The organism is Sphingobacterium cavernae (genome assembly GCF_008520265.1).
In the GTDB taxonomy this organism is placed as follows: domain Bacteria; phylum Bacteroidota; class Bacteroidia; order Sphingobacteriales; family Sphingobacteriaceae; genus Sphingobacterium; species Sphingobacterium cavernae.
Map to the genome: position 1 here is coordinate 47,810 of NZ_VIQM01000040.1, position 23,850 is coordinate 71,659.

The window sequence follows — 23,850 nt, forward strand, 5'->3', positions numbered from 1 at the left end:
TATGAAAAGATTTGTGTGCAGAAATAAAATCATTGCTGTTGCGATTGCTGTATTGATTTCTTCAAATAGTAAAGCGCAGGATAATAACCAAGGAATTTCTTTGTTTAGCTTATCAGATGTAAGACTCAAGGATGACTTATTTCTGCACGCGCAGAATCTAAATAAGCGTTATGTTCTTGAATTGGATGCGGACCGACTATTGGCTCCGTATTTAAAAGAGGCAGGTCTAACGCCCAAAAAACCGAACTATACAAACTGGGAAAATTCTGGGCTTGATGGTCATATAGGAGGTCATTATGTTTCCGCGTTGGCGTTATTGTATGCAGCTTCAGGCGATCAGGCAGCTTACGACAAATTAGATTATGTACTCAAAGAGCTTAAGAGATGTCAAGATAACTTGGGTACTGGATATATTGGTGGTGTGCCAAGAAGTCAAGAATTCTGGACAGATGTGAAGCAAGGGAAAATTAGAGCGGGAGGCTTTGACCTCAATGGTCGTTGGGTTCCTTTATACAATATTCACAAAATATACGCTGGACTTCGTGACGCGTACACACTAGCAGGACGTGAAGATGCCAAGGATATGCTGATTAAACTTACAAATTGGGGAGTTGATTTAATCAGTGGGCTGACAGACGCGGAGATTCAGGATATGCTACGTAGTGAGCATGGTGGTTTGAATGAGGTTTTTGCAGATGCTGCAGTAATTGCTAACGATCCGCGCTTCATGAAATTAGCGGAGAAATTTACCCATCTTCAGATTTTAAATCCACTTATCGCGCAAAAAGATGAGTTAACAGGAAAACATGCTAACACCCAAATTCCCAAAATAATAGGTGCTAAACGTATTGCTGATCTTGAAGGCAGAAAAGATTGGGATGAAGGTGCACGATTCTTCTGGGAAACTGTTGTAAACAAACGTTCTGTTGCGATTGGTGGTAATAGTGCTAGTGAACATTTTCACCCCTCAACGGACTTTTCCAACATGATGACCAACATTGAGGGGCCTGAGACCTGCAATACCTACAATATGATGAAGTTGAGCACGCAGTTTTTCCAATCGGATGGACAAAGTAAGTTTGTAGATTATTACGAACGTGCGATGTATAATCATATTTTATCATCGCAACATCCGGAACATGGCGGTTTGGTTTATTTCACATCGATGCGTCCTTCACATTATCGTGTGTATTCGCAGCCGCACACAAGTTTTTGGTGTTGTGTAGGCTCAGGTATAGAAAACCATTCCAAATACGGGGAGTTAATTTATGCCCACCGCGATAATGAATTGTTTGTGAATCTTTTTGTTGGTTCAGAATTAGATTGGAAAGAAAAAGGTATACAATTAATTCAGCAAACTATTTTTCCTCAAGAAGGTAAAACAACTTTGTCTCTTAAAACAAAGAAATCGCAAAAATTAGCTTTAAAAGTACGTTATCCAAGCTGGGTAAAGAAAGATGGATTAGTTGTAAAAGTTAATGGCAAGACATTTAAGTCTACGACGGATGAGTTTGGGTATATTTCTATCGATCGTAAGTGGAAGAATAACGATAAAATCGTAATTGAATTCCCAATTGAAATAAATGTAGAACAAATTCCTGATCAGTCGCCGTATTATGCTTACCGCTATGGACCAGTTGTGCTAGCCGCAAAAACAAATGCAGATAATATGACTGGATTATTGGCTGATGATAGCCGTGGAGGACATATTGCTAAAGGAGATCAGGTTTCCCTAACGGAAATTCCGCATTTGGTGTCTAATTCCGCAGCCTTAGAAGAAAAAGTAGAAATGGTTTCGCCTCGCGATTTACGTTTCAAATTAAATAGTCTGCAAGTAAAGAATACCGAGACACAAATGGAGCTTATGCCGTTTTACAAACTGCATGACAGCCGATATATTATTTATTGGCCGAAGGTAGATTCTAGCAATGAACTTGCGGAGAGACTCGTGAAATATGAACGTGATAATTACCAGAGACGTCTGAACGCAATTACCGTTGATCAAATTCAATGTGGACAACAGCAATCTGAATCAGATCACGGTATCCAATACGATCAGTCGACTATTGGATCTGATAATGGCGTACAGTGGCGTAATGCATCAGGTTGGTTTTCATACCAAATGACAAATAAAAATAATCGTGCAAAATATTTGTGGATTTCGGACTTGGAAGGGAATACTAAAGATTTTGCTGTGCTTTTGGATGGTCAACCTTTAAAAGTTGCTGACAAAAGAGAAAATGGACGATACTATTTACTTCCGCAGACAAACGATAAAATGAAGGTGACACTGCAAGGAAAAGACAATCTTACTGTACCTAAGATTAGAGAAATTAGATTATTAGCTGAAATACTAGAATAACCTAAACACGATACAATTACCAATATGAGACTTAATGAAATAATTATACCACTTTTAATGCTTTGCAGCACATGTTTATTTGGTCAAGACCAGAATAAGGATACGCAATATGCAGGCTATCTTTTTGCGTATTTCGAAGGTAAATCGGATCCCATGAAACGCGAATATTTAAGATTTGCGACTAGCTCCGATGGTATTAAGTGGAAAGCAATGCATAATAATTTCCCTGTTATAGCATCAGATACGATTTCTAGTACTGGAGGTATTCGTGATCCACATTTGCTACGCGGACACGATAAAGGATTTTATATGGTAGCTACAGATATGAAAACATTCAAAGATGGCTGGGACACGAATCCCGGTATCATCTTGATGTATTCTGATGACTTGGCAAAATGGAAACATAAAATCATCAACTTAGAGCAATCGTATCCTAAGAAATTCAAAAACGTAAAATGGGTGTGGGCACCGCAAACTTTTTACGACACTAAAAAAGGCAAGTATTTGGTGTATTTTACCGTTCGCTACCACCACAATGAAAAATTGGATTTTTACGCTGCTTATGCAAATAAAGATTTTACAGGATTTGAGTCAGAACCAAAATTACTTTTTAGCCCTAAATTTGGTGGAATAGATGGCGATATAATTTTTGACAAAGGAACGTACCATTTCTTCTATAAAGGAAATACGAAAGACGAAAATGGAAAAGAGTTTAAAAACGGTATTAAAGTCGCTACATCAAAATCATTATGGGGGCCTTGGAAAGAAAATGAGGGTTATTTAGATAGTTATGCAGGCACTAATACGAAAGTGGAGGGTTCAAGTATTTTTAAACTAAATAATTCGGATGAATATTTATTGATGTACGATGTGTATTCTGATGGAAGATATGAGTTTCAACGCAGCAAAGATTTAGCAACATTTACCGAAAAACCAGAATCTTTCACTAAAAATTTTGATCCACGTCACGGCAGTATTATTTCAATCACAAAAGATGAAGCACGTGCGTTGGATCGTAAATGGGGGGGGGTATTACCAGAGCTGATTCAACCTACACAAAAAGGAGATCGATATGTATTTCAACCCAAAGGAAATCCAATTATCCAGCATCATTTCACGGCAGATCCTGCAGCATTAGTGAAAGATGATACATTATGGTTATACACTGGACATGATTTCGAAGGAGGTCAGCGCGGTTACGTGATGAAAGATTGGTTAGTTTATTCGACGACCGATATGAAGACCTTTACAGAATATCCTGTTCCCTTGCATGTCGATGAATTTAAATGGGCAACAAGTAAAGCTGCATTTGCGGGTCATGTCACAGAGCGCAATGGCAAATACTATTGGTATGTGAGTACTAATCATACAGGTATTGGTGTTGCCGTAGCGGATCGTCCTGAAGGTCCATTTAAAGATGCATTGGGAAAACCATTATTAACGAATATGGATTGTTTTGCTTCGACGCATTCTTGGGCGTGTATTGATCCAGCGGTCTATATTGATGATGATGGCACAGCTTGGATTTTTTGGGGAAATAGAGAATGCTATTATGCGAAGCTCAAAGACAACATGATTGAAATCGACGGAGAGATTAAGCAAGTTAATTTTGATGGGTTTTCTTTCACAGAGGCACCTTGGATTCACAAATATAAAGGAAAATATTACTTGACATATGCAACTGAATTTCCAGAAAAGATTGCTTATGCGATGTCGGACAATATCCAAGGACCTTATGAGTACAAAGGTATTTTGAATGAAATCGCAGGTAATAGTAACACAAACCACCAATCCATTGTTGAATTCAAAGGCCAATGGTACTTTATTTACCACAATGGGGGCATTAATACAGATGGGGGCAGTTACAGCAGATCGGTATGTATCGATCGGATGGAATATAATGAAGATGGTACAATCAAAAAGATAGTTATGACCACCGAAGGTCTTCAATAAGAGAATATTTATTAAAAGCTAGAACTAATATTATGATGTTAATCAACTTAAAACTAAACCAAAAAGTTATAGGACTTATCCTGCTTATACAGTTCATAGGGGTGTGGACGTTTGCACAAGGGTATAAGTCTGGTCCGACAGACAAAGATTATGTCGGTTATTTATTCACATATTTCAAAGGTAATGCCGTAGAAAATGAAGTTGTGTGTTATGCTATAAGCACGGATGGCTATAATTTTAAAACGCTAAATAGCAACCAGCCTGTTATCAATTCTTCTGACATTAGTTTAACAGGAGGTGTACGTGATCCACATATTCTTCGTGGGCACGATGACAAAACGTTCTATATGGTATTGACGGATATGACCTCTTCCAAAGGTTGGGATTCTAATCGTGCGATGGTATTATTGAAATCAAAAGATTTACTTACTTGGTCGCATTCCAACATTCATATCCAAAAGAGATTTAAAGGACAAGAAGATCTTAAACGTGTATGGGCGCCACAAACTATTTACGATGAGTCCGTGGGTAAATACATGGTTTATTGGTCTATGAAGCACGGCAACGGTCCAGATATTATCTATTATTCTTATGCCAATGCTGATTTCACAGATCTAGAAACAGAGCCAAAACCGTTATTCCTTCCGAAAAATGGCAAATCATGTATCGATGGAGATATCATTAATAAGAATGGACTATTCTACATGTTTTACAAAACTGAAGGACATGGAAATGGTCTGCGTCTTGCAATTACAGATTCTTTGACTTCTGGAAAATGGATTGAACAACCAGGATACAAACAACAAACGCGTGATGCGGTGGAAGGCTCAAGTATTTTCAAGTTAAATCATTCAGACAAATATATTTTGATGTATGATGTCTACCACAAAGGACGTTATGATTTTTGTGAAAGTACTGATTTAGATAGATTTCAATTGATTGATCAAAAGATTTCTATGGATTTCCATCCAAGACATGGGTCTATTATTCCACTCTCGAGATCAGAATTAATTGCCTTGACCAATAAATGGGGTAAACCAGAAGGAATAGAAATTCCAGCGGCTAAAAATCCAGTGCTTGAAGGCTATTATGCTGATCCAGATATTATCTATTCACAAAAGCACAAAAAGTACTTTATGTACCCAACGAGTGATGGATTTGATGGTTGGGGCGGTTATTATTTCAAGACTTTTTCGTCAGAAAATTTGAGAGATTGGAAAGATGAAGGTGTAATTTTGGATTTAAAGAAAGATGTTTCTTGGGCAGATCGTCATGCTTGGGCACCTACGATTACGGAGAAAAAAGTTGGAAAAAATTATAAGTATTTCTACTATTTCACAGCTGCGCAGAAAATCGGTGTAGCGGTGTCGGATGAACCAACTGGACCTTTCAAAGATTCAGGGAAACCACTAATAGACTTCAAACCAGAAGGTGTCAATAGAGGTCAAGAAATTGATCCTGCGGTGTTCAATGATCCAAAATCAGGGAAAAGCTATCTGTATTGGGGTAATGGGTATTTAGCAGTTGCAGAGTTGGAAAAGGATATGCTAAATATCAAGAAAAATACGATGAAAATTATCACGCCAAATGGAACTTTCCGCGAAGGTGTATTTGTGATTTATCGTAATAATAAATACTATTATTTCTGGTCTGAAGATGATACACGTAGTGAAAACTACAGTGTGCGATATGGTTATTCAAATTCGCCTACTGGACCAATAACTATTCCACCGAATAATAAAATCCTTCAAAAAGACCCTTCTCGTGGTATTTACGGCACAGGTCATAATTCAGTTATTCAAGTGTCAGGAAAAGACGAATGGTATATTGTTTACCACCGTTTTAGCATTCCCAACGGTATCAAAATGGGTGATGCAGCAGGATTCCACAGAGAAGTTTGTATTGATCCATTGCAATTCGATGCAGAGGGGAATATTTTACCAATAAAACCTAGTTTGTAATGAAGCTGATTGTCAATTTATTATATACACTGTTTTTGTTTTGCGGCTTTGTAAATATTTCAATTGCAAAGCCAGGTTTTGGCATTCCTGTGAATATAAATCAAGACTGGTATTTCAAATTATCCGATATCAAGGATGGTCAACAAATCAAACAGTTTGATAGGTCATTCCAACGATTAGATCTACCACATGACTGGACAGTGAAGCAAACGTTGAATCCTTCATTAGCCTCTGCTACGGGATATTTACCTGGCGGAATCGGATGGTATTATAAAGTTGTGAGTATTCCAAAGGAAGATTCGGGTAAAAAAATGTTTGTGTATTTCGAGGGTGTATACAATCGCAGTGATGTGTATATCAATGGACAACCTCTAGGACACAGACCAAATGGCTATGTTTCGTTCATGTATGATCTGACACCACATATCAACTATGGAGAGGACAATGTAATTGCAGTACGTGTAGATCATAGTCAGGACGCAGATTCCAGATGGTATACCGGTTCTGGAATATATCGTGATGTGTATTTGGTGAAGTCCGAACCTTTGCATATTGATTTGTGGGGCGTGTATTGTTATCCTGAAATCAATAAAGATGCAGGTACTCTACAAATTGAATTGAATTTGGTGAATGATCTGAACCAAACTAAAAGCGTAAAAGTTCAGTATGAATTGATCGACGCTCAAGGCAAAGTTGTAGCTAAAAATAATAACTCTTATTCTCTGAAGGCAAACGACAAATTAGCATTCAAATCGCAATTGAAAGTTAATAAACCACAACTCTGGTCTTTGGAATCTCCTGTTTTGTATAAGTTGAAAACTAAAATATTTGACAAAGACAAGCTGATAGGCACTTCCACAGTTAAAACAGGATTTCGCAAATTTACTTTTGATCCAAACAAAGGCTTTGCCTTGAATGACAAATGGATGAAAATGAAAGGCATCTGTTTCCACCACGATTCAGGTGTGTTGGGTGCAGAAGTATACCGTGAAGTTTGGAAAAGAAGATTGCTAAATCTAAAAGAAATTGGCGTTAATGCAGTCAGAACAAGTCATAATCCTCAAGCTAGTATCGTTTATGAACTATGTGATGAATTAGGGTTGTTAGTTTTAAATGAAGCATATGACGAATGGGAATTTCCGAAACGTAAATGGCTTGAAGGTTGGAATGTTGGGACACCTGGTTTTCAAGGGATGTATGACTTCTTCGAAAAATGGGGTGAAGAGGATTTAGCAAGCATTGTTCGTAGAGATCGTAATCATTTGTCGATTTTTGCATGGAGTATTGGCAATGAAGTGGATTATCCAAACGATCCTTATTCGCATCCAATTTTGAATGGTGATAAAAATCAAGGCTTTACACAAGCCATTTATGGCGGTTATAAAAAGGATGCGCCAGACGCAATGCGACTTGGTGTGATTGCCAAAAAATTAGTTGCGGTAGTTAAAAAATATGATTTGAGTAGACCTGTGACAGCAGGTTTGGCAGGTGTAGCCATGTCAAATGAAACAGAATATCCAGGTGCATTGGATATTGCAGGATACAATTACACAGAAAGCAAATATCACGAAGATCACAAAAAATACCCTAATCGTATTATTTACGGTAGCGAAAACAGACACGATCTAGAAGCTTGGAAAGCTGTAGCAGATAATGAATTTATTTTCGGACAGTTTCTGTGGACGGGTATTGATTACTTGGGCGAATCAGGACGTTGGCCTTCGCGCGGTTTTTATTCGGGATTGATGGATTTAGGCGGATATATCAAGCCTCGAGGATATTTCAGACAATCGTTATGGTCGGACAAGCCCATGGTTTATATCGGAACATATCCATTATCAGGTGGAAATTGGGACAACAATACTTCTGTATTAGAAGTCAACGAGCGCAGAAGAAATGAACAACCATCTACTGATGCTTGGCCGATTTGGAATTATCAAGCGAATCAATTGATCCGTGTAGTAGCATATACTAATGCAGGTCAAGCTTATTTGGAGTTGAACGGAAAGCAAGTCGGAGAAAAAAAATCGGATAAGGGTAAGTTTGGTGTTTTCTTTTGGGATATACCCTATGCAGATGGCAAATTAGAAGCAGTAGGTTTGGATGCAAATGGCAAGGAAATTACTCGTCATTTTATTCAAACAAGTAACCGTCCACACGCAATTACCGTTAAAGAAGAGCAAATCACTATTTCTCAGCATGGAGAAGTCGGACAAATAGAGGTTCAAATTGTGGACGAGCATGGTGTGCCTGTATTGTTGTCAGAGGATGAGATTACATTTGAATCTTCACGCAATATTAGATTATTGGGAATGGAAGGCGGAAATAACTCAGATATGACGAGCTATACGGATAATAGACATCGTGTTTTTAGAGGGCGTATGATTATTTATTTTAATGCTAATAATAGGGGTGAGCAAGAAGGAAAAATAGTTTTAAAATCCGATTGGCTTAAATCTAAAGAGATAAAAGTCACTTTTAATTAGTATATCATGTTTATAGTATAGTTATCAAATTGAAGATTGGTTGTAATTAATTTTACAACCATTTTTTGTTGTGTTGAATAATTACTTGGTTAAAATTCAATTGCTTTTAGCTAATATCAACCCAATTGTGATTTGAGATAATCCTTAATTTTAACTTTCTAATCCTTATTACATATACTAAGGTCATGATGAAGCCTATTAAAGTGTTTTCTACTATTATTCCTATACTTGTTATCGTCTGCTTCTCTAGTTTGGTCAAAGCACAAAATGGGGATCAAATTTTAGATGGTATTGGAGAAACGGGAATGGTTTCTCGTTATATTTTCAATGGTGATTTTAAAGATTGGTCACGTAATAATTTGCATGGCATATATCAAGGTGGACAGCCAAAATTTGTATCGGATCCTAAATTCAACACGGTCTTATCTTTTGAAAATAACAATTCAACATTCCTTTCACTGCCCAGTGATGCTTTATTGAATATTGAATCTTTAAGTATTTCGACATGGTTATTTTCTAAATCAGCGACTAAGACACAAACTGTTTTTGATTTTGTAAAGGATAAAAAGTCTTTATTCTATGCCTCTCAGCAAGAAGGAAAGTTGAACGTAAATTTCGCAGATATAAATCTTGAAGGCACTTCGCTTCCTACTAATAAATGGAGTCATTTGGTTGTGGTATTGGATGCATCCGCAAAGACCGTAAGTTTATATGTAGATAATAAGCTTTCAGCACAAAAAAAAGGTGTAAATATTGATTTTCTAAAACTGTTGGGATCTGGTTCTGTTGAAGGTTCAACATTGTTGATAGGTAATTCCGTGCTGAAAAAGGATGCTCCACTTCAAGCACTATTGCATGATTTTAGAATATATCGTGTACCATTGAGCAAAAGACAAATTGCTGGCATATACAATAATGTCGTAAAAGGTGTAGGTCAAGATCAAAATCGTGCGAATAAGGTCGAGGACAATCTACCAGAGTTCCCACTCACGCAATCTCAATTGTACAATAGTTACTTGGTAAAGATTTCTGATGTGCAGGTGGAAACAGCTGTCGGTGAATTGCCAAGATTACCAAGCTTTATACAAGGAGAATATAAGGATAATATGGTAGGACCAAAGGTGCGTGTCATTTGGCCTGCGCCAATTGATAATGCCGAAGTGATGCAGGCTGGACAATACAGCATTAGAGGTAAAATACCTGGTTCATCTCTGATTCCAAAAGCAGTAGTAACAGTTAAAGGAAAATCAGAAAGTAAAGCTCCAGCAGTACAATTAGCTGCTTTTCCATTGGAACAAGTTTCATTGAATACGGACGCAAACAACAAGCAGACTAAGTTACTCGAAAATAGAAATAAATTCTTAGGAACTTTAGCCAATACAGATCCTAATTCCTTTCTGTATATGTTCCGGAATGCTTTCGGTCAGCCACAACCTGCTGATGCTAAGCCATTAGGTGTGTGGGATAGTCAAGACACCAAACTGCGGGGTCACACTACAGGTCATTACCTTACGGCATTGGCACAGGCTTTTGCAAGTACGACGTATGATAAAATATTGCATGAAAATTTTGCACAAAAAATGTCCTATATGCTGGATGTTTTATATGAATTGGCACAATTATCTGGAAAACCAAATGAAAAGGGTACTTCTGTGATTGATCCGTTGAAAGTTCCTGTTGGAGCCAATAGAGAAAGTTATGATTCGGATTTGAGTGTTGAAGGAATTCGTACAGATTATTGGAATTGGGGTAAAGGATTTATAAGTGCTTACCCTCCAGATCAATTTATCATGTTGGAAAATGGTGCAAAATATGGAGGACAAAAAAATCAAGTATGGGCTCCGTACTATACTTTACATAAGATCTTGGCTGGGCTTTTGGATGTGTATCAAGTAAGCGGAAATAAAAAAGCTCTGGATATCGCTATTGGCATGACTGATTGGGTGCATGTACGGTTGAATGCATTGCCAAAAGAAACATTAATTAGCATGTGGAATACGTATATCGCTGGTGAGTTCGGAGGAATGAACGAAACTTTAGCCCAATTAGCCGCGATCACCAAAGACTCTAAATATCTTAAAACGGCACAGCTTTTTGATAATATAGACTTGTTCTTCGGGAATGCGGATCATGCGCATGGTCTTGCCAAGAATGTGGATTCATTCCGTGGATTACATGCTAATCAGCATATTCCACAAATCGTTGGAAGTATTGAAATGTACCGCGTTTCTAATTTGGATGAATATTACAAAGTCGCTGACAATTTTTGGTACAAAGCTGTTAACGATTATATGTACAGTATTGGCGGTATGGCTGGTGCGCGCAATCCGGCTAATGCTGAATGTTTCACCAAAGAACCGTCTACTTTGTATGAAAATGGATTTTCGGCGGGTGGTCAAAATGAAACTTGTGCGACCTACAATATGTTGAAGCTAACTTCCAACTTATTCCTGTTTGATCAGAAAGCGGAATATATGGATTATTACGAACGAGCTTTATATAATCATATTTTAGCTTCGGTGGATGAACATACACCAGCAAATACATATCATGTTCCCCTTCGTCCCGGTTCTATAAAACAATTTGGAAATCCAAATATGACAGGCTTCACATGTTGTAACGGAACAGCCATAGAAAGTAATACAAAATTGCAAAGCGCTATTTATCATAGAAGTACGGATAATCAGTCGCTTTACGTGAATTTGTTTATCCCTTCTTCATTGGATTGGAAGGAGCGAAATGTCATTATCGAACAAGTTACAAATTTTCCGAAAGAAGATCACACCAGATTAGTTGTAAAAGGTGAGGGTAATTTTGCGATTCACGTGCGTGTACCGCAATGGGCAAAAAAAGGTTTTGCAGTGAAGATAAATGGTAAACTACAAAAGGTTAAAGCAGAAGCAGGTTCTTATTTAGTATTGCAAAGAAATTGGAAAAATGGCGATGCAATCGAATTGCAAATGCCGTTTGATTTCCATTTGGATCCTGTAATGGATCAACAAAATATAGCTAGTTTGTTCTATGGACCGATTCTATTAGCCGCACAAGAGACTGAAGCGAGAGTAGATTGGAGAAGGGTCACGCTAGATGCTAAAGATTTGGCTAAGAGTATTAAAGGTGATCCAAAAACTTTAGAATTCAACATTGACGGAATACAATTCAAACCGTTCTATGATACGTATGGAAGACATTCGGTGTATCTAGATGTGACATTGAAATAAATCAAAGGAAGTTATAAACCGTATCTATATATTTTATCCCTCTAACGTATATCTAGAGGGATTTTTTTATGAAAGATGAGCGGCGCGGTAATCTTCAATCTCTTCGAATGATTGCATGAGTTTTGGACCTAATGTTCGATAACCATCATCTGTAATGACATAATTATCTTCAATACGAATACCGCCAAAATCTCTGTATTGCGCGAGCTTATCGTAATTAATGAATTCGGAAAGTTTTCGTTCTGCCGCCCACATATCGATAAGCGTAGGGATGAAGTAGATTCCGGGTTCGACAGTAAGGACGTTACCAGTTTCAAGCTTCTTTGCTAATCGCAAAGATTTCCAACCAAAAGTTGTTGTGTCTTTGGGTTCATCCTCTGTGTAGCCGACGTATTGCTCTCCCAAATCTTCCATGTCGTGCACATCAAGCCCCATCATATGGCCTGTTCCACACTGAAAGAAAAGCGTAAAGGCATTTGCTTGCACAGCATCTTCGATATTACCTTTCACGATTCCTAGATCTTTTAGCCCCTCCATTAATGATGTCACAGAACGTAAGTGCACTTCTTTAAATTTAATTTGAGGTGATAATATTCTGCTTGCAGAAGCAATTGCTTGGTGTACTATTGTATAAATATCACGTTGTACCGAAGAAAACTTACTTGCAACAGGGTAGGAGCGTGTCAAATCTGCTGCATAACCTTTGTCTGTTTCACATCCCGAATCATTCAAAATCATATCTCCTACTGCAAGAGTATGGTGGCTATGCAGATTGTGCAATATTTCACCATGCTTTGTGACAATAGGTGGATAGGCGAATGTGCAACCTTGATCTTCGGCATAATGACGCATGGCATTAATGATTTCGTATTCTTTCATTCCTGCTTTGGTAATGTGCATAGCCAATTTATGCATTTCGACTGTCGTAGTCAACGCTTTTTCGATCTCGTGAATTTCTTGCTCTTCTTTGACTGCACGTTGCTGTACAACAGCTTTTATGAAAGCTACAGAAGGTTGTAAATTGGGAATTTGTGTTTGTGTTAATTCAGCAATCAAGATCTTGTTATAACCCTGGTAAGGTGGTAAGTAATGAATCGTACGATTTTGCGCAATAGCTTTTTCACAGAAATTACGAATTTCTTTACTGGGTAGTATTTTTACAACACCAGATTTAGTAGCTTTTTCATGCAAAGTTTCTAATCGTCCAGTCCATACTATATCATCTATACTTGCCTCGTCGCCAAATATTAATGTTTCATTTGCATCCAAATCTATAGCAGCACAAATACCAGCAGCTTTTATTCCAAAATAATACAAAAAACTGCTATCCTGTCGGAAAGGGTAGCAATTGTGTTCAAAATTAATAGGATTCTCCTTGTTGGTTAAGAAAAGGAGAATCCCTTTTGTATTGATATTTTGTATTAATTGTTGTCTTCGTCGAATATAAGTAGTTGTTGAAAACATATTTTATTTCTTTTTTAAAGTGACTGTTTTCTTATCCTTAGGTATTAAGTATCTACCATTGGAATTTTTAGTAACACCTTCCACCTGATAGCCACTTTCCGCATTCAAAGATAGTATTATGTTGTTTATTTCTACATCATTGACAGTGCTGTTAAATGCTAATGTCACTTCTTTTGTTTTTTCATCGTAAGTGAATTTGTTTATCTCGCCGACTTCTGTGGTTATCCATAAGGTCTCTTCCGCTAAGAAAATTTTCGATTGCGAGGCTGTCGTGACTTCTACAGTGATAAGATCTTTTTGCTGCGTCAAATTGCCTGAAAAAGCTAACCAGCCAAATTCGGGATGTTTAATGATATAGGTGCCTGAATTCACAGCATAGCCATAAAAACCACTTCCATAATCTCCCGAAATACCATCATTGGCTAATGTAGAAGGATAAGAGTGGAATGCTGCGGGACCAAAACCATCCTCCGTCACATTGGCTAAAGCGCCCATCATGCCTGCATGGCCAACACGTAATAAGTAGAAATCACTAGGATTATTACGGTATTCATGTAGGACAGGAATAGAATTGAGTGCTGAGCCATAGTGATGCAATTGACGTTCGATACGCGATAACTTGCCCCCATACACAAAATCCCAGTACCGTCTAGCACTACCATTGTATCCCCAATGAGGCACAGTAGGCATGTATGCTAGGATTGCATTTAGTGTCACTAGCGCTTTGTCATTGAAGCCAAAATATTTAGACCACAAATACACTTCTTCTTGTCCAGTGGAGTCCCAAGGCATTTCACTACCAAATGGATAATTTAATTTGCGCCAATGCTCAGCTCTTTTGCGCATGGTGGATTCCAAATGAGTAACTTCGGCTGTTAAGCCTTCTTTTTTCAAATCTTGGAGTATAAATAAGAAAACACTTCCTTCCATTTGCCCAAATTGCGCATAGTATGGCGCTTTTTCTACCATAGCAATAGCTGTATGGTAAGCGCGTCTTAGGTAATTGGACCAGCCTTCTTCGGTGACAAGACTATTGTAATTTCTACTCAATTTATACAATACCCAATGCGCTGCAGCCACGTGGGGATAATTGTACGATCTTCCAATATTATCGGCTTCTTTTTTTGGCCAAGCAGACCATGTTTTGTAATTAATATCTTCACTATAGGTTCCCGCTGGCATAGAATCGGGCTCGTAATAGAATAAACTTTTTACGACACCGTATTTGTTTTTTCCTTCTTTGTGCTGAATTCTGCCAAACATAGTTTCATTTACGAAGCGTTTTAACTTGTTAATTTCTTCGGGATGCGGTTGCAATAATTGCTTCATAATGGCGGCTAACCAACTTGCTGCTCCAGCTTCGTCACTTAGTCCTGCATACCAAGCGCGTTTTTCTTGTGTGATATGCGATTTAGTCTCATAATCGTATGAAATTACAGAAGGTGATCGACCAAACAAGTCATTTGGATTTTCGTACCATTGTGTAGTAGTCAAAAAATGACCAAGATCTTTTACCACATCTTTTTCCGCTTTGATGACTTTATAATGGACAGTTTGTAAGCTACCATCGGCGTACGTAATATCTACGCGAGCGCGACCCCATTTTTTACCTTTTATTGTATAGTTTGCCCATTTATTTGCCGTGTTCTGTTCTTTGCGTATCTCTAATGCATCAGCAGGATAAGACTGTATGTTTTTGATTGCTTTGGTGGATTTAACAAATAGCTTGGCGGTATTGTTGAGCGGAAGAACATATCCGGAAGCGCCAACTGCTACAGGTCTCTGTTGACGGATCAATTCATTTTCAATCTGTTTGATACTAGGTGCCAATACAAAACGAACAGCAAAAGATTTGCTTTGTCCCGGTTTTAACACGGTCGAAGTTGGTGTATTCCATTGTTCTACGCCTTTCCATTCTGTCTCCGCGTAGGCTTTGCTATGGATCACCCACTCGTGAAAACCTTCGAAGGTAATACTACGAGGTGTAGGATCAGCGTTGAGTGGATTGTACGCTTCGAATCCTGCATTTTCATAAGGCAATACCAACAAACTAGGTCCGTTACCATGTAATCTATTGACTTGCAAATAACCAGCATCTTTTCCTATGTACGGATCAAAGAAAACATTGTCCATGTGTGCTGTATCCAAATTTTTCCAATCCAAATTATTGTTGAAAATCATCGGAATACCCAATGCGCCGATTTCATATTTGGTTTTTGTCGTGTTTTTAATTTCGAATTTCAACACCAAATCTCCTTGGATATTTTGCCAATAACGATTCACTTCCAGTGGAATATCACCTAATGCAACAGACATATTAGCAGCTGCAAGGGACTTTTTATCCATAATCGGTTTTACATCAATTCTTTTGGTCGAGGACGAATAATTTTTCCAATCCGAACTTCCGACAGGCTTAATACTAATATTTAAATCACCCAAGTGAAAAAACTTATCCCTATCTCTTTTTTCCAGTAACTCATCTGGAGTATAGTCGAATATGCTGTCTGTTTTCATTTTCAGACTCGCTACAGTTTGTGATGAGTTAAGTATGGACAAATTTAACTGAGTAAGCTGAAAATCTTTCGATCCTTTATCAATTCCTAAAGTTGCAGGTTGCTTTTTTACTTCTTCCCAAAAAGGATTTTGTGTATATCCCTTTTGCGCAGCAAAAAAAACATTTAAGGAAAGAGTTAAACAAAATATGAATGTTTTTTTCATCAGTTTTCGGTTACAAATTTTCTAGCATAAGCTAGATTCTTGGTGGTAGAATAGCACTGCAATATTTTCAATTTGCATGCAGTACAAATATGTTGATATATTAAATTTTTAATACCTGAATATTATCCATTTATACTTAAATTTTACCATATATGTTTTTTTAGTTGTGAATGTAAGATTAGAATGCCTATTTTTAATTCTACATCTAACCAAAATTGTGAACCATGAAAGCACTGCATTATAATTTGAACATCCCGAATGATCGAACTATAGTTGTTCAGGATGAAATTTTGGATTCATTTTACCCACATTTTCATAGGCATCCGGAGTATCAACTGGTTTGGGTTGCAGAAGGTAGTGGAGAATTAATCGTTGATGATAATATGCACAAATTTGAGAGTGGAGAAGTTTTCCTCATTGGTGCGAATCAATCGCATGTTTTCAAAGGATCTAAATTACCATTACACGTACGTACGATATCCGTATTTTTTAATTTGAAAGGTGCACTAGAATATATTTTTAACCTTCCTGAATTAAAAACTTTACATACTTTTTTAACAAATTTTAATCAAGGATTTCGTGTTCCCAAAGAATATTTAAATGCTGTTTGTGAACGTATTGAAATTTTGAAGGATTCTGATGGTGCGGATCGAGTAATCAATTTTATTCACCTGTTGAAATTTTTAAATACAATTTCGAAAAATGTTCTTCCTTTATCAGGAGCAATTATTAAAGAAATAAATGATGTCACATCGATTCGTATAGTGAGTGTTTGTAATTATATCAAGCAGAATTTTCGTCAGGATTTACACCTTAATGCTATTGCTGAAAAAGCAAATTTGACGCCTCAAGCTTTTTGCCGATATTTTAAAAAATCTACGGGCAAGACTTTTGTTTTCTACCTCAATGAGCTACGTGTGAGCGAAGCGTGTAGATTGTTGGTCAGTGAACGGTACGACTGTGTTTCGATGGTAGCTTATAATAGTGGGTTCAATAGTATCACCAATTTTAATCGTGTATTCAGATCCATCACGGGATTACCACCCAAAGAATACGTAGCGCGATACAATAAATCTATGAATCAATAAATGAGTGATATAAGTTAATTATTGGTTATTATATGTCAATTGGTGGTTAGTGTTTGCATAGGTTAATAAATACTTTTGAAAGTAAGTTATTAATTAAAAAATAGATATGGCAAATTTGACCTGGGAAGGTATTTATCCCGCAGTTTTAACACCTTTTGATGAAAATTATTCAATAGACTTTGACATGTTCGCGAAGAACACGGAGGCGCAGATAGCTGCTGGTGTACACGGTATTATTTTGGCGGGTTCTCTAGGTGAAGCAAGTGTCCTATCTCAAGAGGAAAAGTATTTATTGCTTGAGAAGACATTAGAAATTGTAGGGGGTAGAATTCCTGTTATTCTTAATCTTACAGAAAACACGACGAAAGATGCCCTTGAATTTGCACAGCGTGCTGAGCAGATAGGTGCGGACGGTTTAATGGTGCTACCGCCGATGCGCTACAGACCAGACGATAGAGAGGTCGTAGCATATTTCAAAGCTATTGCGCAAAGTACTTCGTTACCTATTCTGGTATATAATAATCCTGTCGACTATGCAACCTACATCACATTAGATATGATGGCAGAATTGCTAGAAGAGCCAACCATTCAAGCTGTAAAAGAATCTACGCGTGATTTGGCTAATGTTACTAGATTGAAAAATAGATTTGGCGATCGCTTGAAAGTTTTAGGAGGAGTAGATACGATTTGTTTGGAATCGTTGATGGTTGGAGCTGATGGTTTGGTGGCTGGTCTTGTGGATGCATTCCCTTACGAAACTATGGCACTATACAATTTGGTAAAAGCAGGAGAATACAATAAAGCTGTTGAAATTTATCGTTGGTTTATGCCCTTGTTAGAATTGGATATACATCCAAAATTAATACAATATATCAAACTAGCAGCAACGTATGAAGGTCTCTCTACGCCATATACACGCGCACCTCGTTTACCGTTAATAGGTGAAGAAAAAGAAAGAATTGAAAAACTTATAGAAGATGCTATAGCGGTAAGACCGCAATTAACTGCGTATAATTATGCTACAATCTAACCTAACAGAACTTGATGCTTTGGTAGCAAATGCTGTAGATGGCTATAAATATCTACAGCATTTGTCTCGAAAAGATCGAGCTGAATTAATGTATTCTATAGCTGCAGCGATAGAAGCTTTGGGTGATGAACTTATTCAAACGGCGCATGAAGAAACCAATTTGCCTTTGGCAAGATTGAACGGGGAGAAATCCAGAACAATCCTGCAATGGCGACTTTATGCAGATGTAACTGCTTCGGGTACGTTATTGGATGTGCGTATAGACAATGGTGAAGGAAAAAATGATATTAGAAAATACAATGTAGGCTTAGGACCTGTTGTTGTTTTTGGTGCGTCAAATTTTCCTTTTGCTTTTTCTACGGCTGGTGGAGACACCGCAAGTGCGATTGGAGCAGGTTGTTCTGTTATTTACAAAGAACATTCAGCGCATCCTCGTACCTCGCACATTATGGCGAAAGCCATATATGACGGTTTAAAAGAATTTGGTGCTCCTAATACTGTGTTTGGTTATACTTCAGGTGGTTCGCATGAAGTGGGGCAGGGTTTAGTCGCTCATCCCACTGTAAAAGCTGTAGCTTTCACAGGTTCATTCCAAGGTGGCATGGCTTTATTCAAAATTGGAGCAAATAGACCAGAGCCTATTCCTGTCTTCGCAGAGATGGGAAGTTTAAATCCTGTAATAGCATTGCCACAATATCTACAATCGAACACAGCGACCTTCGCAAGAGAATACATTGCTTCCTTGACTATGGGATGTGGTCAATTTTGCACCAATCCAGGACTTCTATTCGTATTGAAGAATGAGGATTCTGAAAATTTAAAACTTGCTTTAAAAGAAGAATTAGCTTCAGCGACTTTGAGTCATATGTTGAATGCTGGGATTCGTAAATCGTATGATGCCGCTATTACACTGTTGAATGCTACACATGAAGCAGATATTGTTGGGCAGTCAAATTTAGATGCTGAATTGCCGTTGGCAGTAGTGTATGCAGTATCAGCAACTGATTTTTTGAAGCACAGCCATTTACAAGAAGAAGTTTTTGGTCCTTGTGGAATCCTCGTGGAATGTGATTCTATCCAAGAAATGGAAGAAACTATCTTCGCATTGGGTGGTCAATTAACAATCACTTTTGCTGCAACAAAAGAAGATGTCTTGGCATATTCAACTTTAGTTGATTTGGTAAAAGATAAATGTGGCAGACTGTTGTTTAACGGAATGCCAACAGGTGTGGAAGTGGTGTACGGGATGCAGCACGGAGGGGTGTTTCCTTCTAGCACAGATAGCCGTTTTACGTCCGTAGGTCCAGACGCGATGAAAAGGTTTTTGAGACCTTTAAGTTTCCAAAATTGGCCTGATGAACTGTTGCCAGCCGAGCTTCAAAATGCTAATCCAACAAACATTGAAAGAATCGTAAATAACAAGTGCATTTTACCTTAATTTATGAAGAAGACTTTTTTTTGTATCGATTCACACACGTGTGGTTGTCCAGTTCGCTTAGTTGCGGGGGGAGGCCCTTTTTTATATGGAAATAGTATGATGGAGCGTAGGCTCCATTTTATGCAAGAATACGATTGGATACGACTTGGGCTAATGTTCGAACCGCGTGGGCATGATATGATGAGTGGGAGTATTTTATACCCACCTATTGATGATCAAAATGATGTTGGCGTACTGTATATCGAAACAAGTGGTTGTCTACCGATGTGTGGACATGGGACGATTGGGACGGTAACTATAGCTATTGAAGAAGGCTTAGTTAAGCCCAAAGTACCGGGCAAATTACGTTTAGAAACACCAGCTGGGCTTGTTTTAGTGGATTATATGCAAGAAGGTGAAAAAGTGACTTCCGTAAAATTGACCAATGTGAAATCTTTCCTTTACAAAGAGGCTTTGCTTGTGAATTGCCCTGATCTGGGAGATATTTATGTGGATGTAGCCTATGGCGGAAATTTTTATGGCATTATCGATCCACAGCCAAATTTTAGAGATATTTCTGATTTTACAGCCGCTCAATTGATTCATTATGGCAAGATTATTCGTCGCTTGTTGAATGAGAAATATGAATTTATTCATCCAGAGGACCCAAATATTCACGGTTTGAGTCATATACAGTGGACAGGCAAGCCAACAAAAAGTAATTCTTCGGGTCGCAATGCCGTCCTTGTTGGCGAAAATGCATTAGATCGTTCACCTTGCGGAACAGGAACATCTGCGCGTATGGCACAGTGGTTTGCCAAAGGCAAATTGAAAGCAAGTGAAGAATTTATACATGAAAGTTACATCGGTTCACAATTTACAGGAAAAGTTGAAGCCGTGACAGAGGTGAATGGACAGTCGGCAATTATTCCTTCGGTAGAAGGATGGGCTAGAATCACAGGCTATAATACCATTTTTATTGATGATCAAGATCCTTACAAAGAAGGTTTTCAAGTTATATAAAAGCAATTAGATTTTTTTAGAATGAATAAAGGTACCGTAGTCATTGTTGGAGCCGGAATTGCAGGATTGTCGACTGCATATTATTTAATCAATGACGGATGGAATGTGCAGATTATTGAACAAAATACGTTAGATAACAATTGTTCGTATGGCAATGCTGGGATGATCGTACCAAGTCATTTTACACCTATGGCATCCCCAGGCATGATTTCTCAAGGTATTCGTTGGATGTTTGATAAGAAAAGTCCTTTTTATGTTCGTCCTTCATTAAGTTGGAATTTGATGGATTGGGGACTAAAGTTTATGAGATACGCTAACAAAAATCATGTGGACACCCACGCGGAGCCTTTGCGTGATTTGAATGTATATAGCAGCAAACTTTATGATACTTTAAGTCAAGATGCTGCTTTTGATTTTGAATTAAATCAAAATGGAATTATGATGCTTTACAAAACCAAAGCGGTAGAGCATGAAGAAATAGAATTGGCGAAACGTGCGCAAGATTTGGGATTGGATGTAGAAATCAAATCAGCGGCTGAAATGCAAGCTTTGGAATCAGATGTGGAATTCGATGTTTTGGGCGGGATACTCTACAAATGTGATGGAAAGCTCAATCCAATGAAACTTATGCAACAGCTTATTGCTTATTTGAAAGCCAGAGGAGCGATCTTTCACGAGCAAACATGCGTAAAAGGCTACAATATTTCGGGTAAAAAAATAAAAGAAATCGTAACAGATAAAGGCAATTTTCAAGCTGACGAATTTGTATTATCGCCGGGGGCATATTTGATGGAGTTAACCAATAAATTACAGTTAAAGCTACCGTTGATGCCAGGGAAAGGCTATTCTTTTATGTATACACCACCAAGTGATGTGAAATTAGAACATGCTGCGCTATTATTAGAAGCACGTGTTGCAGTCACACCTATGAATGGAAAGATACGATTTGGAGGAACTATGGAATTAGGTTCTCCAAACAATAAAATATACCAAAATCGTGTAGAAGGAATTGTGAATTCTATCCCAAAATACTTAACAAATCTGGATGTAGAATATCCAAAGCAAGACATTTGGCATGGCTATCGACCTTGCACACCTGATGGACTTCCATATTTGGGAAGAACAGCCAAATATGAAAACTTAGCAATTGCTGCTGGGGCTGGTATGATGGGATTAAGTTTGGGGCCAGCAATGGGAAAAGCCATTAGTGATATTTTTTCCAACAGAAAGTTTGAAACGAATATTACCTTATTTAGCCCAGATCGTTTTGGGTAAATCAAATAAGAGTATACGCCAACCATATGAAACCTACCAAAATAGATGCTTTAATTCTTACCCTGATTTTCACGAACAATGTTGTAATGGCACAGGACTTATATCAACATACGACACCCATTGAACCTTTAGTGGTACAGTATGGACACGATCAGCAAGCAATCAATTATTTTTATGGGCCTATGCCTAAAGGTTGGGGTAGTCAAACAGCTATGGAATCTCCTGAGCAAGTTGAGCGGTTGATCGCATTGGACAAGGAATATCTTCAAAAACTAAAAGAATTTCCTTATGACAAATTAACCACTAATGGTCAAGTCGATTTTATTTTGTTGAATCGTAAGGTGAAACTTGATATGGAAGCTTTGCAAGAGCAGTTGAAAACATATGAACGATTGAAAGATTATATTCCTTTCGATCAAATAATCTATGATTTCGAAAAGTTAAGAAGGCGCGGTACAACGGTGAATGGGGAAGAAATTGCAGGAAAATTACAGCAAGCAATTCAACAAATCAAAGAGGCAACAGAAAAGCTTAGTCGTATAAATTCTATTCCATATGCTGATGTTAATTTCTTGAAAGAGGTTATCGGATCATTGAAGTTGCGATTGACTAGTGCCTTTGATTTCTATAACGAGTACGAACCCATGTTTACTTGGTGGGTGCCTGTACCATACAAACAATTATCGGAGGAATTGACTACGTATAGTAAATTGATTGCTGAGAAAAGTGATTGGAAAGTATTTGAGGATGGTAGTAATATTGGGGGGACGCCAATTGGAAAAGCCGCTTTTAATAAGCAACTCAAGGATGAAATGATTGCTTATAGCACCGATGATTTGTTGCGATTAGCAGATCAAGAATTCACATGGTGTGAAGCAGAATTGCTGAAAGCCTCTCAAGAAATGGGTTTCGGAAAAGACTGGAAAACGGCACAAGAGAAAGTTAAAAACACGTATGTTCCCGAAGGCAGACAGCCAGAGCTCATTCTTAAATTATATAACGATGCGCAAGAGTTTATCCGTAAACATGATTTGATGGATATTCCACCGCTAGCGGATGAAACGTGGGGTATGATAATGATGACTGCCGAACGTCAGTTGGTCAATCCTTTCTTTACTGGCGGTCGCGAAATCAGTATTTCGTATCCCACCAATAAGATGACGCAGGAACAGAAGTTGATGAGTATGCGTGGAAACAATCCTTATTTCTCACGTGGAACAGTTCAACATGAATTAAATCCAGGTCATCATTTGCAATATTTCATGAATAGAAGGTATAAGCCTTATCGTGAAAAAGCATTTAATACACCTTTTTGGACAGAAGGTTGGACATTATATTGGGAATTGATGATGTACGATAAGGGTTTTGCAAAAACTCCAGAAGAACGAAGTGGTATGCTATTTTGGCGCATGCATCGTTGTGCGCGTATTACCTTTAGTATCAAATTTCATTTGGGAGAATGGACGCCACAACAATGTATTGATTATTTGGTAGACCGAGTTGGTTTTGAGCGTGCGAATGCACATGGCGAAATTAAACGTTCGTTTGAAGGTTCATATGGTCCGCTTTACCAATTAGCTTATTTAGTAGGTGGTTTGCAGATGATGGATATTAAAAAAGAAATGGTGGATTCGGGCAAAATGACGTTTAAGCAATTTCATGATCGTGTGATTAAAGAAAATTATATGCCTATGGAAATGCTAAGAGCTATTTTGACAAATCAAAAATTAGATCCCAATCACGAGACATCTTGGAAATTTTACCAATTTAAAAATTAAACAGGAGGGGAAGTAGAGGCCGATCAGGAGGAATTATCTAAATATTTTGGAAGTTATCTTGACTCTAATGAACA

Annotated in this window: 13 protein-coding genes; 11 read left to right on the top strand and 2 right to left on the bottom strand. The window is 37.8% G+C overall.

The genetic code is table 11. The features are described 5' to 3' along the window. The first annotated feature begins 1 nt into the window (after position 1). The 5 genes from FLS47_RS07835 to FLS47_RS07855 all read left to right on the top strand — a co-directional run bounded on the left by FLS47_RS07835 (position 2) and on the right by FLS47_RS07855 (position 11,983). Positions 2–2,362, top strand: coding sequence for a glycoside hydrolase family 127 protein (locus FLS47_RS07835; RefSeq protein ID WP_149913819.1), 2,361 nt, complete (start codon positions 2–4; stop codon positions 2,360–2,362). A 24-nt stretch (positions 2,363–2,386) separates the two neighbouring features. After that, complete coding sequence (locus tag FLS47_RS07840) at positions 2,387–4,315, top strand: family 43 glycosylhydrolase (RefSeq protein WP_149913820.1); 1,929 nt, start codon at positions 2,387–2,389, stop codon at positions 4,313–4,315. A 32-nt stretch (positions 4,316–4,347) separates the two neighbouring features. Then, positions 4,348–6,276, top strand: a complete 1,929-nt coding sequence (locus tag FLS47_RS07845; protein ID WP_223225182.1) for a family 43 glycosylhydrolase — start codon at positions 4,348–4,350, stop codon at positions 6,274–6,276. Then, complete coding sequence (locus FLS47_RS07850) at positions 6,276–8,762, top strand: sugar-binding domain-containing protein (protein WP_149913821.1); 2,487 nt, start codon at positions 6,276–6,278, stop codon at positions 8,760–8,762. Before FLS47_RS07845 ends, FLS47_RS07850 begins: the two co-directional genes overlap by 1 nt. A gap of 185 nt (positions 8,763–8,947) precedes the next feature. After that, on the top strand, positions 8,948–11,983 hold the full coding sequence (locus tag FLS47_RS07855; RefSeq protein ID WP_223225183.1) for a beta-L-arabinofuranosidase domain-containing protein: 3,036 nt from the start codon (positions 8,948–8,950) through the stop codon (positions 11,981–11,983). Positions 11,984–12,049: 66 nt separating this feature from the next. On the opposite strand, the gene FLS47_RS07860 is transcribed toward FLS47_RS07855, so the two are convergent. Next, positions 12,050–13,447 (bottom strand): aminopeptidase P family protein, encoded by a 1,398-nt coding sequence (locus tag FLS47_RS07860; protein WP_149913822.1) that lies wholly within the window; start codon positions 13,445–13,447, stop codon positions 12,050–12,052. 3 nt (positions 13,448–13,450) lie between these two features. Further along, a complete protein-coding gene (locus tag FLS47_RS07865) occupies positions 13,451–16,165 on the bottom strand; it encodes a DUF5695 domain-containing protein (RefSeq protein ID WP_223225184.1) in 2,715 nt (904 codons plus the stop codon). Between the two features lie 224 nt (positions 16,166–16,389). Between FLS47_RS07865 and FLS47_RS07870 the strand changes: the two genes are divergently transcribed. The 6 genes from FLS47_RS07870 to FLS47_RS07895 all read left to right on the top strand — a co-directional run bounded on the left by FLS47_RS07870 (position 16,390) and on the right by FLS47_RS07895 (position 23,776). Then, a complete protein-coding gene (locus FLS47_RS07870) occupies positions 16,390–17,253 on the top strand; it encodes an AraC family transcriptional regulator (RefSeq protein ID WP_149913823.1) in 864 nt (287 codons plus the stop codon). Between the two features lie 106 nt (positions 17,254–17,359). Continuing rightward, complete coding sequence (locus FLS47_RS07875; RefSeq protein ID WP_149913824.1) at positions 17,360–18,283, top strand: dihydrodipicolinate synthase family protein; 924 nt, start codon at positions 17,360–17,362, stop codon at positions 18,281–18,283. Further along, positions 18,270–19,721: an aldehyde dehydrogenase (NADP(+)) gene (locus tag FLS47_RS07880; RefSeq protein WP_223225185.1), complete on the top strand. Its 1,452-nt coding sequence runs from the start codon at positions 18,270–18,272 to the stop codon at positions 19,719–19,721. The genes FLS47_RS07875 and FLS47_RS07880 overlap by 14 nt, the downstream gene beginning before the upstream one ends. Before the next feature lie 3 nt (positions 19,722–19,724). After that, positions 19,725–20,723 (top strand): 4-hydroxyproline epimerase, encoded by a 999-nt coding sequence (locus tag FLS47_RS07885; protein WP_149913826.1) that lies wholly within the window; start codon positions 19,725–19,727, stop codon positions 20,721–20,723. 21 nt (positions 20,724–20,744) lie between these two features. After that, the gene (locus tag FLS47_RS07890; protein WP_149913827.1) at positions 20,745–21,998 is read left to right on the top strand and encodes an NAD(P)/FAD-dependent oxidoreductase; all 1,254 of its coding nucleotides are present in this window, start codon (positions 20,745–20,747) and stop codon (positions 21,996–21,998) included. Positions 21,999–22,024: 26 nt separating this feature from the next. Continuing rightward, a complete protein-coding gene (locus FLS47_RS07895; RefSeq protein WP_149913828.1) occupies positions 22,025–23,776 on the top strand; it encodes a DUF885 family protein in 1,752 nt (583 codons plus the stop codon). Positions 23,777–23,850 lie beyond the last annotated feature (74 nt).

Coding starts and splice junctions, on each gene's coding strand:
- FLS47_RS07865 (WP_223225184.1), bottom strand. CDS start 16,165: ATGAAAAAAACATTCATATTTTGTTTAACTCTTTCCTTAAATGTTTTT.
- FLS47_RS07890 (WP_149913827.1), top strand. CDS start 20,745: ATGAATAAAGGTACCGTAGTCATTGTTGGAGCCGGAATTGCAGGATTG.
- FLS47_RS07855 (WP_223225183.1), top strand. CDS start 8,948: ATGATGAAGCCTATTAAAGTGTTTTCTACTATTATTCCTATACTTGTT.
- FLS47_RS07870 (WP_149913823.1), top strand. CDS start 16,390: ATGAAAGCACTGCATTATAATTTGAACATCCCGAATGATCGAACTATA.
- FLS47_RS07850 (WP_149913821.1), top strand. CDS start 6,276: ATGAAGCTGATTGTCAATTTATTATATACACTGTTTTTGTTTTGCGGC.
- FLS47_RS07895 (WP_149913828.1), top strand. CDS start 22,025: ATGAAACCTACCAAAATAGATGCTTTAATTCTTACCCTGATTTTCACG.
- FLS47_RS07860 (WP_149913822.1), bottom strand. CDS start 13,447: ATGTTTTCAACAACTACTTATATTCGACGAAGACAACAATTAATACAA.
- FLS47_RS07885 (WP_149913826.1), top strand. CDS start 19,725: ATGAAGAAGACTTTTTTTTGTATCGATTCACACACGTGTGGTTGTCCA.
- FLS47_RS07875 (WP_149913824.1), top strand. CDS start 17,360: ATGGCAAATTTGACCTGGGAAGGTATTTATCCCGCAGTTTTAACACCT.
- FLS47_RS07845 (WP_223225182.1), top strand. CDS start 4,348: ATGATGTTAATCAACTTAAAACTAAACCAAAAAGTTATAGGACTTATC.
- FLS47_RS07880 (WP_223225185.1), top strand. CDS start 18,270: ATGCTACAATCTAACCTAACAGAACTTGATGCTTTGGTAGCAAATGCT.
- FLS47_RS07840 (WP_149913820.1), top strand. CDS start 2,387: ATGAGACTTAATGAAATAATTATACCACTTTTAATGCTTTGCAGCACA.
- FLS47_RS07835 (WP_149913819.1), top strand. CDS start 2: ATGAAAAGATTTGTGTGCAGAAATAAAATCATTGCTGTTGCGATTGCT.